The 14866-nt window shown below is 64.1% G+C and carries 12 protein-coding genes; 2 read left to right on the top strand and 10 right to left on the bottom strand.

Features of this window, described 5'->3' with window-relative positions:
• Position 1: 1 nt before the first annotated feature.
• Positions 2 to 448: a MaoC/PaaZ C-terminal domain-containing protein gene (locus tag FJ942_RS00780; RefSeq protein ID WP_140514514.1), complete on the top strand. Its 447-nt coding sequence runs from the start codon at positions 2 to 4 to the stop codon at positions 446 to 448.
• 7 nt (positions 449 to 455) lie between these two features.
• Here the strand turns inward: FJ942_RS00780 and FJ942_RS00775 are convergent, their stop codons facing one another.
• The 9 genes from FJ942_RS00775 to FJ942_RS00735 form a co-directional block, all read right to left on the bottom strand.
• On the bottom strand, positions 456 to 1253 hold the full coding sequence (locus FJ942_RS00775) for an ABC transporter permease subunit (RefSeq protein ID WP_140514512.1): 798 nt from the start codon (positions 1251 to 1253) through the stop codon (positions 456 to 458).
• A gap of 2 nt (positions 1254 to 1255) precedes the next feature.
• Positions 1256 to 2113: a 2-aminoethylphosphonate ABC transporter permease subunit gene (locus tag FJ942_RS00770; RefSeq protein WP_140514510.1), complete on the bottom strand. Its 858-nt coding sequence runs from the start codon at positions 2111 to 2113 to the stop codon at positions 1256 to 1258.
• Entirely contained in the window at positions 2106 to 3218 is a 1113-nt protein-coding gene (locus FJ942_RS00765; RefSeq protein ID WP_246670978.1) for an ATP-binding cassette domain-containing protein, read from the bottom strand. Before FJ942_RS00765 ends, FJ942_RS00770 begins: the two co-directional genes overlap by 8 nt.
• A gap of 59 nt (positions 3219 to 3277) precedes the next feature.
• Positions 3278 to 4306: a 2-aminoethylphosphonate ABC transporter substrate-binding protein gene (locus FJ942_RS00760; RefSeq protein WP_140564380.1), complete on the bottom strand. Its 1029-nt coding sequence runs from the start codon at positions 4304 to 4306 to the stop codon at positions 3278 to 3280.
• Between the two features lie 255 nt (positions 4307 to 4561).
• Positions 4562 to 5572: an NAD(P)-dependent oxidoreductase gene (locus FJ942_RS00755; protein ID WP_140878786.1), complete on the bottom strand. Its 1011-nt coding sequence runs from the start codon at positions 5570 to 5572 to the stop codon at positions 4562 to 4564.
• A gap of 2 nt (positions 5573 to 5574) precedes the next feature.
• Positions 5575 to 6933 carry an aspartate aminotransferase family protein gene (locus tag FJ942_RS00750; protein ID WP_140728073.1) on the bottom strand — a complete coding sequence of 453 codons (1359 nt, stop codon included), beginning with the start codon at positions 6931 to 6933 and terminating at the stop codon, positions 5575 to 5577.
• Between the two features lie 71 nt (positions 6934 to 7004).
• Complete coding sequence (gene phnY, locus FJ942_RS00745; protein ID WP_140583899.1) at positions 7005 to 8462, bottom strand: phosphonoacetaldehyde dehydrogenase; 1458 nt, start codon at positions 8460 to 8462, stop codon at positions 7005 to 7007.
• Between the two features lie 238 nt (positions 8463 to 8700).
• Positions 8701 to 9957 carry a phosphonoacetate hydrolase gene (gene phnA, locus FJ942_RS00740; RefSeq protein WP_140728072.1) on the bottom strand — a complete coding sequence of 419 codons (1257 nt, stop codon included), beginning with the start codon at positions 9955 to 9957 and terminating at the stop codon, positions 8701 to 8703.
• 25 nt (positions 9958 to 9982) lie between these two features.
• Positions 9983 to 11182: a 2-aminoethylphosphonate--pyruvate transaminase gene (locus FJ942_RS00735; RefSeq protein WP_140497584.1), complete on the bottom strand. Its 1200-nt coding sequence runs from the start codon at positions 11180 to 11182 to the stop codon at positions 9983 to 9985.
• 293 nt (positions 11183 to 11475) lie between these two features.
• Between FJ942_RS00735 and FJ942_RS00730 the strand changes: the two genes are divergently transcribed.
• A complete protein-coding gene (locus tag FJ942_RS00730) occupies positions 11476 to 12345 on the top strand; it encodes a LysR substrate-binding domain-containing protein (RefSeq protein ID WP_140497582.1) in 870 nt (289 codons plus the stop codon).
• Here the strand turns inward: FJ942_RS00730 and FJ942_RS00725 are convergent.
• Complete coding sequence (locus FJ942_RS00725; RefSeq protein ID WP_140555613.1) at positions 12342 to 14819, bottom strand: FAD-dependent oxidoreductase; 2478 nt, start codon at positions 14817 to 14819, stop codon at positions 12342 to 12344. The genes FJ942_RS00730 and FJ942_RS00725 overlap by 4 nt on opposite strands.
• Positions 14820 to 14866 lie beyond the last annotated feature (47 nt).

The following is a 14866-nucleotide window of genomic DNA, read 5'->3' as shown; positions in this document are numbered from 1 at the left end:
CATGGAACAGATCATTTATTTCGAAGACTACGAGATCGGCTCCTCGCGGCTGACCAGCGGCCGCACCATTACCGAGACCGATTTCGTCGTCCATGCCGGCCACACCGGCGATTTCTTTCCGCACCACATGGACGCCGAGTTCATGAAGACGACGCCGTTCGGCCAGCGCATCGCGCACGGCACGCTGGTGTTCTCGGTCGGCATCGGACTGACGGCAAGCGTCGTCAATCCCGTTGCCTTCTCCTATGGCTATGATCGGCTGCGTTTCATCAAGCCGGTGTTCATCGGCGACACGATCCGCACGCGCACCACCATCGCGGCCAAGGAGGACGATCCGAAGCGGCCGGCCGCGGGCCGGGTCATCGAACGCTGCGAGGTGATCAACCAGCGCGACGAAGTGGTGTTGGCCGCGGATCACATCTACATCGTCGAACGCAAACCCGGCTGAGGCAGCGCTACGATCCGGTGGCGCGCGCGGTGATGCGCTCCAGACCGAGCAGCAGCGCCAGGGTCGCCACCACCAGGATCATGGTGAGCGCTGCTCCCGCAAAGATGTCGCCTCGGTCGGTGAGGCTGAAGATCGACACCGGCAGCGTCACCCAACCCGGCGGATAGACCATCACGGTGGCGCCGAGTTCACCCATCGACAGTGCGAAGCTGAGCCCGAACGCTGCGACCAGATAGGGTGCGAGCAGAGGCAAGGTGACGTGCCAGAGGCGGTAGGCCGGCCGCGCGCCGAGGCTCGATGCCACCTGTTCGAAGTCGGGCGAGAGCCGCGCCAGTCCGGCCGACACATTGCCGAAGGTGAAGGCCGATATCAGCACGAAGTGCGCGATCATGACGATCGCGATCGTACCGTTGAGCAGCAGCGGCGGATGGCTGAAGGCGACCAGCAGGCCAAGGCCGACGGAGACCGAAGGCACGGCGCTGGGGATGAAGAACAACAGGCCGAGCAGGCGCCGCAGCGCATGCCCCTGGACCCGCAGCGACAGCGCCGCCCAGGTGCCGCTGACCAGCGCCAGCGCGCTGGCTGCAAACCCGGTGAGAAGGCTCGCCTTGACCGCATCGCCGGCCGCGCCATGCAAGACGTCGCTGTAGTGTTCCGTCGTCAGGCTGCTCGGCAGCACGCCGTTCCACTGGCCGGCAAGGCTGGACAGGAGAATGACCGCAAGCGGCGCCAGGAACAGCACACCGAAGATCAGTGCGAAGAGGAGCCACAGAACGAGGCGACCGGAGCGGGACCAGACCAGCATGGCTAGACCCCCAGCCGGCCGGCTGCGAAACGATAAAGCCCGAACAGGCCGAGCGAGAGCGCGATGTTGATCAGGGCGATGATGCAGGCGACCTGATAGGCCGATTCCTGGATCGCCTTGCCATAGATCAGCAGCGGCAGCGTGATGACCCCCTTGGCGCCGATGAACAGCACGATGCCGAACTCGTTGACGGTGAGCAGCAGGCAGAGGCTCCCGCCGGCAATGAGCGCCGGGATGGCGGCCGGCAGGATGATTTGGCGCACGATGCGGAACGACCGCGCGCCGAGCACGCTTGCCGCTTCGATCTGGCCGCGGTCCACCAGCGAGAAGGCGGCAAGCAGCGGCCGTAGGATGAACGGCGTGTAGACAGTGACCTCGGCCAGCACCACGCCCCAGCTCGAATAGAGAAAATCGACGGGCGGCGACGGCAGTGAAAAGGTCTCCATCAGCCCTGCGTTGAGCATGCCTGCGGAACCGTAGAGGAAGGTGAAGGCGAGCGTCACCAGGAAGGTCGGCAATGCGATGAAGGTGTCGATCAGCCTGGCGATGAAGCCGCTGCCGGGGAACGGAACGAAGGCCAGGATCAGTGCCAGCACGAGACCGACGATCAGGCACCCGGCAGTCGCGGTAACCGAAATCGTCACCGTGTTGATCAGCGCGTTGAGGAAGAAGCGCGAATGCAGGACGCGGATCACTTCGGCGACATTGGCAACGCCGCTGTCGTCCAGGAAGGCCTGCCGGGCGATGAGCGCCAGCGGATAGAAGAACAGCAGGGCCAAGAGTGCGGCCGGCGGCACGATCCAGAATCTGCCAGGCTCTCTCCTGACCGCTGGCGAGGCCATAGCGACAGCCTCAGACACCGGCGTCTTCCGGAACGAGCGAGGTGTCGGTGGGCGCGAAGAACAGCGGCACCTTGGCGCCGGGTTCCGGCAGGGCCATCGGCAGTCTCGTCGCCGAGACGCGCACCGTCGTGCCGTCGACATCGAGCACGAGATGGGTGAGTTCGCCTTGCCAGTGCACCTCCAGGAGCGTGCCGACAATGCGATTGGTATGGTCGCCATCGGCCGTCAGGCTGAGGTGCTGGGGCCTGATACAAAGCAGGCTCTTGTCGCCGGCCTTCTCGTCACGGCCGGTGCCCATCAGCACCGCGTCGCCATGCCTTGCCGCGGCAAAACCCTTGGAGCCGGCAGCCTCGGCAATGGTGACCGGCAGGAGATTGGCGCGGCCGAGGAACTCGGCGGTGAAGCGGTTGGGCGGGCGGCGATAGAGCTCGGTCGTCGGTCCATGCGAACAGACCGAGCCGTCGCGCATGATGGCGATCTTGTCGGCGAGGGTGAGCGCCTCTGTCTGGTCGTGAGTGACATAGAGGATCGTCAGGCCCGGCAGGCTGCGGTGCAGCCTGGCGATCTCCTCGACCATATTGCGGCGGATCTGTGCGTCCAGCGCCGAAAGCGGCTCGTCAAGCAGCAGCACGCGGGGCCGCACGGCAAGAGCGCGCGCAATCGCGACACGCTGCTGCTGGCCGCCGGAAAGCTCGCGCGGATAACGTGCTGCATAGGCAGCCATGCCGACGGTGCCGAGCGCATCCTTGACCCGCTCGGCGATCAGCGCCTTGTCGGCGCCCTGAGCCCTGAGGCCGAAGGCGACGTTGTCCTCGACCCGCATATGCGGAAACAGCGCGTAGTTCTGGACCACCATGCCGAGCCCACGCTCATAAGGCGGCAGATCGGTCACATCCGTCGCGCCAATGCGGATTCGTCCGCTTCTCGGCCGCACGAAGCCGGCCACCGCCCGCAAGGCGGTGGTCTTGCCGGAGCCGGACGGGCCGATCATCGCCAGGATCTCGCCGGGAGCAATATCCAGGGTCAGCGGATGCAGAACGACATGCGCGCCATAGGCGACAACGACCTTGTCGAAATGGACATTGGAGCCGGCGCCGCGAACCTTCGCGGCGTCGATGTCCATGACACTGGTCCCAGTAAAAGCGGCGGCCGACATGGCATGGTCCTCCGGATTGGCAGGGATCAACTTCCGGTCGCTTCGTTCCACCGCTTGACGTAGTCGGGCAGCTTGGCCAGAGCGTCATCCCAGTTCGGCGACCAGATGGTCAGGCCCTTCATCGCCTCTTGCGCCTTCGCGAAATTGGCGTCGTTCGGCGTCACATCCTTGCGGGCCGGCAGGCCAAGAGCCACGGAACTGACCTTCGACTGAGCTTCCTTTGAGAGCAGGAAGTCGATCAGCTTCTTGCCGTTGTCGGCATTGGGCGCGCCGGTTACCAGGCCGATCTCATAAGGCAGCGCAAAGGTGGAGCGCACGCCGTCAGGCCCCGCCGGCCAGAACACCTTGATGTTGGGATTGTCGGCCATTTGCGACATGTTCATCTGCAAATCGCCGTTGGCGACATGCAGCTCGCCCTTGTTGACCAGCGCCGTCAGCTTGCCGGTCGAAGCGGAGGGGCCGACATTGTTGTCCTGCAATTTCTTCATGAACTCGAAACCTGCATCCTCGCCGCCGAAAGCATGGATGATCTGCAGCATGACAGCGGTGCCGTCGCCGGCCTGGCCGGGCGTCGAGTATTGGATCTTGCCCTTGAATTTCGGATCCAGCAGATCGTCGTAGCTCTTCGGCGCTTCCGAAAGCACGGCGCTGTTGTAGATGAAATTCATGTAGTTGTTGACCAGCGGCCGGTATTTGTCGGTGCCGCCGTCGATCTGGTCCGCCCCTTCGGGCTTGTAATCCTGCAGCAGGCCGCCGGCGGCGGCGCGCTGCACGAAGGGCGGCAATGTCACCAGCACGTCCGCTTGCGGGTTCGACTTCTCCTTGGCGACACGCTCAACGACACCGCCCGAACCAGCCTCGATATACTGCACTTTTATGCCGGTGGCCTTGGTGAAGGCGGCGAACTCGGTTTCGAACCAGCTGCCGTTGCCGTCATGCAGGCCATCGGCGGAGTAGATGGTGACGACGCCATCTGCCATCGCCGGTCCGATGAGGGCAGCCGACGCCAGCAACGCGGCGAAAGCCGCGACCATGGTTGCGTTGCGTGATTTCATGTCCAGTTCCCCTTTTTGATTGATGGCACATTCTGCGATGCACTGTGGCGACCGCGCCGGCTGCTTCTGCTTCGATGGGTGCCGGCAGCGTCGTCGTTAAGGGCAACTCTGGGGATTGGAGATCGATAAGTAAAATCTATTTATTTTATGACAGGCAAACTTCATCTGATAGTTGTCATGGAACCGTCGCAGTCATGTCGTGACATATTTCGGCCTGCTCAGGGCAGGCCGTCGAAGCGTTCGAGCAGGTGATGATCAGACGAATGAAACGCCAGAAGTCTGCGCCCGCAACCGCGGGTCGGACGAGCGCACGGTCACCGGCCGGCCGTCGAGAATCTCAAAGCAGCGCGCGAGCGTGTCGTCCTCGAGCCGGCGCATCGCCTCATGCGTAAAGAAGGTGAGGTGCGGGAACAGTATGACGTCCTCGCGGCCGAAAAGCGCGCCCATCGGATGGCCCGATTTTGCCAGCGGCTCGACCGAATAGACGTCGAGCCCGGCGCCGCCGATGCGCCCGGAAACGATCGCCTCGACAAGGGCCGCCTCGTCGATGAGCGCGCCGCGCGAGACGTTGACGATGATGGCGGAAGGTTTGAGACAGGCGAGTTCAGCCTTGCCGATCAGGCCGCGCGTGCTGTCGTTCAGCACGCAATGGATTGAGACGAAGTCGCAGGCGCGAAGCATTGCCTGGAGGTCGTCGGCTTTTTCGATGCCGGCGGCGCGCATCGTTTCGGCGTCGACACCAGGATCGAAGCCAAGAAGCCGCGCATGAAATCCGTGGCCGGCCATGCGCGCCATGCTGCGGCCGATTTTGCCACAACCAACGATCCCAAGCGTGGCGCCTGAAATGTCGCGTCCCAGCCAGCGCGGCTCGGGCCAGATCCAGCCATCGCGCGATACCGCCGCGGTGATGGCGGGCAGCCGCTTGGCCAGCGCGACCATCATGGCGAAAGCACCTTCGGCGACGGTTTCCTCGGCATATTCGGGCACGTTGACGACGGGGATACCGCGCCTCATGGCAGCGGGGATATCGATGGCGTCGATACCGACGCCATATTTGACGATGCCCTTCAACCTAGGCGCCGCGTCGATCACCTCCGCAGTGACTGGCGTGTAGCACATCAAGAGCAGATCGGCGTCGGCGACCGCGGCTTTGAGCTCCGCCTCGGAAATGCCGTCCGGCAGCGTCACCAGCTCGACACCCCTTGCCCGCAAGCCGGCATCGATGCCTGGACATTCGAGCTCGCGGTCGGTGCGGACGGCCTTCACGGTCAGGCTGTCAGCACAGCGCGTTCGACGATGTCGAGCGCACGGTCGAGATCGGCTTTCGAAATCACCAGCGGCGGTGACAGCGTCAGCACGTTGCCGTGGCTGACCTTGAAGCTCAGCCCCCGTTCGAGGCAGGCATAGAAGACGCGTTCGGCAAGATCGCGCGCGGGCTGGCGCGAGGTACGGTCCTCGACAAGTTCGACGCCGACCATCAGCCCCCTGCCCCTGACATCGCCGACATGGGGCGAGCGCCCCATCAGATCCTGCATGCGTCCCAGCATATGCCGGCCAAGCTCGGCCGCACGCTCGACCAGTCCTTCTTCCAGGATGATATCGATCGTCGTCAGCGCCGCGCGCGTCGTCACCGGGTTCTTCTCGTGGGTGTAGTGACCGATGGCAAAACCGCCGGTGACGTCGAGATCGCGGCGGGCGATGACAGCGGCGATCGGCAGGATGCCGCCGCCGAGCGACTTGCCGAGAACGACGATGTCCGGCGTCACGCCGTCATGCTCATGGGCGAAGAATTTTCCGGTCTTGCCAAGGCCGGTCGGTATCTCGTCGAAGATCAGCAGCGTGCCGTGCCGGTCGCAGGCCTCGCGCACCCGATTCCAGAAACCGGGCGGGGGCGGGTTGGGCGTGGCCCGCATCGGCTCGGCGACGACCGCGGCCACATCCTGTTCGCGACCGAGCACATAAGCGATCATGTTGGCGCAGGCGAGCCCGGAGGCTTCCAGGGTGCCGTGGCCGTAAGGACAGCGGTAGCCGTCCCAAGGCGCGACATGTTCGGTGCCGGTCATCATCGGGCCGGCGATATGGGAACGGAAGGTCGCTTCGCCGCCGACGCTTGCGGCACCGAAGCCGGCGCCATGAAAGGCATCCCAGAACGAAACCGTCTTGAAGCGACCGGTCGCGGCGCGCGCGATCTTCAGCGCCACCTCGATGGCGTCGGAACCGCCTGTCGTGAACAGCACCTTGCCGAGATCGCCGGGCGCCAGCTCGGCCAATTTCTCGGCCAGTTCGACAGCGGGTTCGCAGGTGAAGCGGCGCGGCGCAAAACAGAGATCGTCGAGCTGTTTCTTGATCGCGGCGACCAGCTTCGGATGGCCATAGCCGAGATGGTGCACGCTGTTGCCGTGGAAATCCATGAAACGGCGGCCGGCGGTGTCCTCGATCCAGATGCCTTCGGCCTTAGCGATCGTCGAAAGACAAGGGCTGGACAGGCTCTGGTGCATGAAGGCCGAAGCGTCGCGGTTAAGCAGCCCGCGGATGCGTGGATCGTCCTGGCCGGAATCCCAGCGGCTGCGGGCCGCCGTGGTGTTGGAATCGCCCTCGGTATGCACAAGCTCTTTGATCGCGGCCATAACCATCTCCGAAACGCGAATGAGGGAGCGTGGAACGCTCCCTCGGTTGTTCTGTCAGCCGAGTCGTCCGGTCAGGACCAGGGCAGCGAAAACGTCTTCACATTGGTATAGCTCTTCATTGCCTCGATGACGCCTTCCTTGTAGCCATTGCCACTGTCCTTGATGCCGCCGAACGGCGACATCTCGATGCGGTAGCCCGGCACTTCCCAGATGTTGACGGTGCCGACCTCAAGGCCGGTGATGTATTTCTGCATGCGCGGAAACGAGTTGGTGCAGACGCCCGACGACAGGCCGAAGGCGGTCGAGTTGGAGAGCCTGATCAGCGCCTCGTCATCGTCCGGTGCGCGCACGATCGGGATGATCGGGCCGAAGGTCTCTTCCATCACCAGTTCGGATGTGTGCGGCACACGATCGACGACGATCGGCGGCAGCAGCGCGCCTTGCCGGCCCGGATTGTAGAGGATTTCGGCGCCCTGCCCGGCGGCCATGTGGACCCGGGCTTCGAAGAGTGCCGCCGCCTTCTCGTGCACGACGGTGCCAAGATCGGTCGTGCGGTCCATGGGGTCGCCGAAGCGGATCTTCCTGGCCCGCTCCAGCACCAGCGGCACGAAGCGGTCGGCGACGCTTTCCTGGACAAGGATGCGCTTGACCGCCGTGCAGCGCTGGCCGGAGTTCTTCGTGGCGCCGGCGACGGCGAGATCCGCGGCCCTGGCCAGATCGTCGTCCGAGAGATCGTTGAGGACGATCAGCGGATCGTTGCCGCCGAGCTCCAGCACCTGGCGCTTGTAGCCGGCGGTGCGGGCGATCATCTTGCCGACCGGCACGCCGCCGGTAAAGGTGATCAGGTCGATATTGTCGTTGGTGATCATCTCGTTGCCAATGTCGGCCGGCCAGCCGGTCACCACCGAGAGCATTTCCGGCGGCAGGCCGGCTTCGTAGAGGATGTCGGCCAAAAGCAGCGCCGTCATCGGCGTCAGTTCGGTCGGCTTGACCACCACGCAATTGTTGGTGGCGATCGCCGGCGCCACCTTGTGCGAGACCATGTTGAGCGGATGGTTGAACGGGGTGATCGCCGAGATCGCCTTCAGCGGCTCGCGCGTGGTGAAGATCTTGCGCGCCTTGCCGTGCGGGGTGAGATCGCAGGAGAAGATCTGGCCGTCATCCTGGATGCACATCTGCGCCGACAATGTGAACACGTCATAGGCGCGGCCGACCTCATAGAGCGAATCCGTCTTGGAGATGCCGAGCTCGAGCGTAATGAGATCAGATATTTCTTCCCGGCGCGACGCCAGTTTTTCCGCCGTGCGGAACAGGATCTGCTGGCGCTCGTAGCGCGTCAGCTTCGACCTGTAGCCGGCGGCGATCTCGAAGGCCTGGCGGGCATGCTCGGCGCGGCCGGCGGGCACGGTGCCGATAACCGCATTGGTATAGGGGTAGTGGACAGGAACGACGCCGTCGGCGTCGGCCTTGCGACCAGCTATGCGCATCGGTTCGTGGCGGACTTTGATCGAAGTATCGAGCTTGGTCATCGGTTCCGTTCCAGCAATTCGAAGGAGAAAGTGGTGCAACGGATTGTCGACCCCCACTCCGGCCCTTCGGGCCACCTCTCCCCCGCTCGACGGGGGAGAGGAAATCAGGTGAGGTCGGCGCCACCACGTTTCCGGGCTAAGCCGCCGCTAGCCCTGGCGCCTTTCCTCTCCCCCGTCGATCGGGGGAGAGGTGCCGAGCGAAGCTCGGCGGAGTGGGGGTCGACAATCACGCTCGAGATCAAGCCTGCGCGGCCGCCATCGTCGCGTAGTAGAACGCGTCGAAGTTCCTCAGCACGGGCTCATCAGGCAAATCGGCCAGCACGCGGTTGACGATGAACGGCACCTCCTGCTCGGTCAGCCCGCCATGCGAGCGCAGCGGCTCGTTGAGGGCTGCCAGGTCGTGGCGGTGTTCCGAGGTGCCGATGGTCTTGTTCTGCGTCGAGATCAGCACGATGTCGCCGATGCGGTCGGCCGGCAGTTCGAAACGCTCGCAGGCGGTCGGGCTGTCGACAACCAGCATGATGCCGTCGATCTTCGCCAGCCGCGCCATGATGTCGGCCTGATCGGCGCCGTCAGGAAGGTAGGCGGTGGCGAACGAGCCGAGCGCGCCGTGATGCACGACATAGGGATCTGTGATCGGCAGAATGACGCGCGCGGCATCCTTGCCCAGCCATTCGTCGAGCAGGTCCTGGACATAGACGACGTCAGGCGAACCATCCTGCTTGTGCTTGGGCTTCATGCCGTGGTCGGCGGTCACCACGATTGCCGCGCCCAGCGCATCAAGCTCGGCCAGGTACTTGTCGAACATCTCGTAGAAGGCGTTGGCCTGGGGCACGCCGGGCGCGTATTTGTGCTGCACATAGTCGGTGGTGGTCAGGTACATGATGTCGGGGCGGAATTCCTTCAGCAGTTGGACGCCGGCGGCGAAGACGAATTCCGACAGTTCGGCCGAATAGACTTCCGGCACCGGCAGCCCAAAGTGCTTCGAGGCATTGTCGATGCCGTGCTCGGCCTTGGTGGTGGTGTCGGATTTTTCGGCCGAGAAGCACAGCGCGCGGCCGTCGTCGAAGGCGAGGCCCTTGCCGAGCAGCGCACGCAATTTGTCCTTGGCGGTGACCACCGCGACCTTGGCGCCGGCATCGTAGAAGGCCTGGAAGATGGTGGGCGCGCGCAGGAAGCGCGGGTCGTTCATCATCACTTCCTTGCCGGTTTCGCGCTCGTAGAGGTAGTTGCCGCAAATGCCGTGCACCGAGGGCGGGCGGCCTGTGGCTATCGACAGATTGTTGGGGTTGGTGAAGCTCGGAATGACAGAATGCGCAAAACGCACCGTGCCTTTCTGCTTGATCCTGACCAGCGCCGGCATCAGCCCGGCCTTGATGGCTTCGTCGAGATAGGCCGGCTCGCAGCCGTCGAGGCAGATGGCGATGGCCGGCACACGTGGCCAGGCGTAGGTGCGGCCGTTGACCGCGACGTTGATGGGAGACATCTGGTTCATCGAAATCCTCAAAAATTCTGCCGCTTCAGGCGGCGAGTTTGGCGCGCTCGGCGATTGCCGCGGCGGGAGGAGCGGCGGTGTCGACGTCCATCTCCTTCAGCGACTGCGCCGCCGCCTCTACGACGCGGCGCATGACATGTTCGTCCATCTGGCCGATGCAGCCGATACGGAAGCTATCGACGACGGTCAGCTTGCCCGGATAGATGATGAAGCCCTTGTCCTTCATCAGCTCGTAGAAGCGGTCGAAGGCGAAGTTGGCGTGGGCCGGGTTGAAGAAGGTGACGATGATCGGCGACAGCCAGCGATCCCTGAGCAAAGTCTCGAAGCCGAGCTCGCGCATGCCGGCCACCATCACGTCGCGGTTCCTGGTGTAGCGGGCGCCGCGGCCGGCAACGCCGCCCTCGGCCTCGTGCTGGCGAAGCGCTTCAAGGAAGGCGGCGACGACATGGGTCGGCGGCGTGTAGCGCCACTGCCCGGTCTTGTTCATATGCGCCCACTGCGCATGGACGTCGAGCGACAGCGAATGGCTGCGGCCCTTGGCGGCTTCCAATTCGCTCTTGCGGGCGATGATGAAGCCGAAGCCCGGCACGCCCTCGATGCACTTGTTGGCGGACGAGACCATCGCCTCGTAGCGGATCTCGTTCACGTCGAGCGCGATGGCGCCGAAGGCGCTCATGGAATCGACCAGCAGCTTGCGGCCCTTGGCATGGACGGCTTCGGCAATCTCGGCGACGGGGTTGAGGATGCCGGAACTGGTCTCGCAATGGATGGCGATCACATGCGTGATGGCAGGATCGGCCTCGAGGGCGGCGGCCACCTCGTCGCCGCGCGGCGGCAGGTAGTCGCCCTTGTCGATCAGCGTATAGGCGCGGCCGAGATACTGCATGGTCTGGGCCGCGCGCAGGCCGTAGGCGCCATTGGCCAGGACCAGAACCTTGCCGTCCTTCGGCACGAACGAACCCAGCATCGCCTCGACGCAGAAGGAGCCGCTGCCTTGCATCGGCACACAGTCGAATTCGCCTTTTGCATCGCCGGTCAGCGCCAGCAGGCGGCGGCGCATGTCTGACGTCATGGCGCGGAAATCGCCGTCCCAGGATCCCCAGTCGCGCAGCATCGCCTGCTTGACCGGATAGGAGGTGGTGAGCGGCCCGGGCGTCAGCAGGTATGGCTCGCCCAGCGCCGGACCGGCCAACGGCTCCGCGGCAAATTTCGTCTCGGCGAGCATAGTGTCCTCCGCTGCTTTTTATGTGTGGCCATTCTTGGCTGGAACGACGTATTTGTAAAATCGTTATTTTGTATTGATGTATAAGCTAACCCGATGATCTGGCTTGCGGTCGAATTATTGCCCGGCGGGATAATCGCGCCTCCAGCCGAGCGCAGCCTGCGTGGTATCCATGACATGTGCGTGACCGTGGGCGATCATCCCCAGATATAAGAAGAATCGTTCCTTCATGCCTTTTTGCCTGCGAGGCTTATGATAGGTTGGCGGCCGGAACTCGGATCTAGAAAGGTGAGAACATGCGCTACGTTCAATTGCGAGCCTTTCACCAGGTGGCGATATCAGGCGGGTTTTCACGTGCCGCGGAAGCGCTGTTCCTGACGCAGCCGGCAATTTCGGACCAGGTGCGCAAGCTCGAGGAAGAATATGACGTGCTGCTGTTCAACCGGAACAAGAAGCAGGTCACGCTGACCCATTCGGGCCAGAAGCTGCTCGAAATTACCCACCGCATGTTCGACACCGAGCAGCAGGCGCTCGAGCTTCTGACGGAATCGCGCGCCCTGCGCTCCGGCACGCTGCGCATCGTCGCCGACGCCGCGCATCATCTGCTTCACATCCTCGGCAGTTTTCGCGCGCGCTATCCCGGCGTCCAGGTTTCGCTGCGCGCCGGCAACACCGAGACGGTAATCAGCAGCCTCTACAGCTATGATGCCGACATCGGCGTGCTGGGCGAGGTGCCGACCGGACGCGACTTCGAGGTGCTGAAACTCAATTCGACGCCGATCATCGCTTTTGCGTCCGTCGATCATCCGCTGTCGGGCAAGAAATCATTGAGCCTCAAGCAACTCGCGCAGGAATCGCTGGTCATGCGGGAGCGCGGCTCCAAGACGCGCCAGAAGCTCGAGGATCTGGCCGCGGCATCGAAGGTCGAACTCAGGCCGGTGATCGAGGCGGAAGGCCGTGAAGCCGTCCGCGAGATCGTCGCCTCGGGTGCCGGCATCGGCTTTGTCTCGGCGGCCGAATTCGGCCAGGATTCGCGGCTGGTAGCGATCGCGCTCGACGCGCCTGAGACGTTGATGGACGAAGCGCTGATCTGCCTGCGCGAACGCAGCGGCGGCAAGCTGGTGCGCGCCTTCCTCGACATGGCGCGTTCGATGTCGGCGGATTAGGCGGCGGCCCTGATCTCCTCCACATCCGCTTTCACCCGTTCCGACTTCGGATCGTAAGGGGTGCGCAAATGTGCCGTGGCCGCGTGGCGAACGCCGGCAAGATCGATCTCGAAACGGCCGCTAGCCAGAAACGCAGCGTCGACGCCCGTCTCGTTCTCGATCAGCCCGAGCGCCACCGAGCGGCCAAGCGTGTGACCGTAGGCGGCCGAGCGGACCTCGCCGACGGGCTTGCCGTCGCGCAGGATCAGCTCGCCGCCCCACAGCATCGGCTCGGCATGGTCGAGCGTGAACAGTACGATGCGTTTTGCTGGCGCCGTCGACGGCTTGGCCTCGACCAGCGCGTCACGGCCGATGAAGCCACCCGGTTTGTCCATGGCGACGGCGAAGCCAAGCCCCGCCTGCCAGGGGGTAATGTCAGGCGTCAACTCACGGCCCCAGGCGCGAAAACCCTTTTCGATGCGCAAGGCATCAAGCGCGTAGTAGCCGGCGTCCAGGAGGCCGAATTCGCCGCCAGCCTCGTGCAGCGCCTCGTAGACGCCGACGGCGAATTCCGTCGGCACGATCAGCTCCCAGCCGAGCTCGCCGACATAGGTCATGCGGTTGGCGTAGGCGGTAGCGTAGCCGATATCGATCTCGCGGATGGTGGCGAAGGGGAAGCCGGCGTTGGAAAGATCGGCCGACGACAATTTGCCCAGGAGATCGCGCGAGCGCGGCCCCATCAGCGCCAGCACCGCGTAGGACGAGGTGACGTCGGTCACGATGGCATGTGCGTCCGGTGGGATGTTCCTGGCGATCCAGTCGGCGTCGTGGACCGCTTGCGCCGAACCGGTGACGATGAGGAATTTTTGCGCACCAAGTCGCATTACGGTGAGATCGCTTTCGTACCCGCCGCGCGCGTTGAGCACGCCCGTGTAAACGGATGTACCGACCGGTACATCGACATTGCCGGCGCAGATGCGGTTGAGCAGGGCACAGGCGTCGCGGCCCTGCACGAGAAGCTTGGCGAAAGAGGTCTGGTCGAATACGGCAACAGCCTCGCGCGTCGCCTTCATTTCGCGCTTGACTGCCTCATGCCAGTTCTGGCGGCCGAAGGCATAATCGTTCCCGGCCCTCTCTCCCGGGGCCGCGAACCAGTTGGCGCGCTCCCAGCCCATCTTGGAACCGAAGCAGGCGCCCCTGGCGGCCAGCCGGTCGTAGAGCGGCGAGCGGCGGAAGGGTCGGGCGGTGTCCAGCTCGCGGTTCGGCCACGGCATGGCGTAATGCAAACCGAGCGTCTCCTTGACGCGATCATGCAGCCAGCGCGGATTGTTGTTGAAGGCGGCGAAGCGCCTGATATCGACAGGCCACAAATCCATGGTCGGCGCGCCGTTGACGATCCACTCGGCCAGCGCCTTGCCGGCACCGCCGGCGCTGGCGATGCCCATCGAGTTAAAGCCGGCGCCAACATAGAAATTCTTCAGCTCCGGCGCCTCGCCGAGGAGAAAATTGTTGTCGGGCGTAAAGCTTTCGGGACCGTTGTAGAACTTCTTGACCTCGGCTTGCGCCAGTTGCGGCACGCGCACCAGCGCGTTTTCCATCAGAATCTCGAACTGATCCCAATCGTCCGGCAGCAGCGCGAACTCGAAATTCTCGGGGATGCCGTTCATGCCCCACGGCTTGGCATGCGGTTCGAAGCCGCCCATGACCAGCCCGCCGACCTCTTCCTTGAAATAGATGAAGCCGTCCGGATCGCGCATGACGGGCAGGTCCGGATGCACACCCTCGATCCGGCCCGTGACGATGTACATGTGCTCGGCCGAATGCAGCGGCACCGAAACACCGCACATCAGCCCGACCTTACGCGCCCACTGGCCGGCGCAGTTGACGACGATCTCGGCGGCGATGTCGCCACGGTCGGTCTCGACACCGCAGGCGACGCCGTTTCTCACCGTGATGCCGGTGACCTTGACGCGCTCGAATATCCTCGCGCCGCGATTGCGCGCGCCCTTGGCGAGCGATTGCGTGAGATCGGTCGGATTGGCCTTGCCGTCGCCAGGCAGCCAGACCGCGCCGACCAGATCGTCCGTCGCCATGACCGGCCACAGATCGCCGGCTTCGCTCGGCGAGATGACATCGATCTCAACCCCTTGCGCACGCGCCGACGCAGCCGTGCGCTTCAGCACCGTCATGCGGTCGGCGGTGCGCGCCACCGACAGCGAGCCGCAATTCTTCCAGCCGGTCGCGAGACCGGTCTCGGCCTCCAGTTCGCCATAGAGTTGAGTGGAGTATCTGATCAGGCTGGTCATGTTGGAATGGCTGCGCAATTGCCCGACCAGGCCCGCGGCATGCCAGGTGGTGCCGCCGCTGAGCTGCCCCTGTTCAAGCAGGACGACGTCGGCCCAGCCAAGCTTCGTCAGGTGATAAGCGACGGAGCAGCCGATGATGCCGCCGCCGACGATCACGACGCGTGCCTGCGTGGGAAATTCATGTGCCATGAGGGGTTCCGCCATCTTGAGGGATGGTCGGCAAGCTAACACAGGAA

It is taken from the genome of Mesorhizobium sp. B2-4-2 (genome assembly GCF_006442845.1).
Classification (GTDB): Bacteria; Pseudomonadota; Alphaproteobacteria; order Rhizobiales; family Rhizobiaceae; genus Mesorhizobium.
This window is presented reverse-complemented; position numbering and strand designations above follow the sequence as displayed.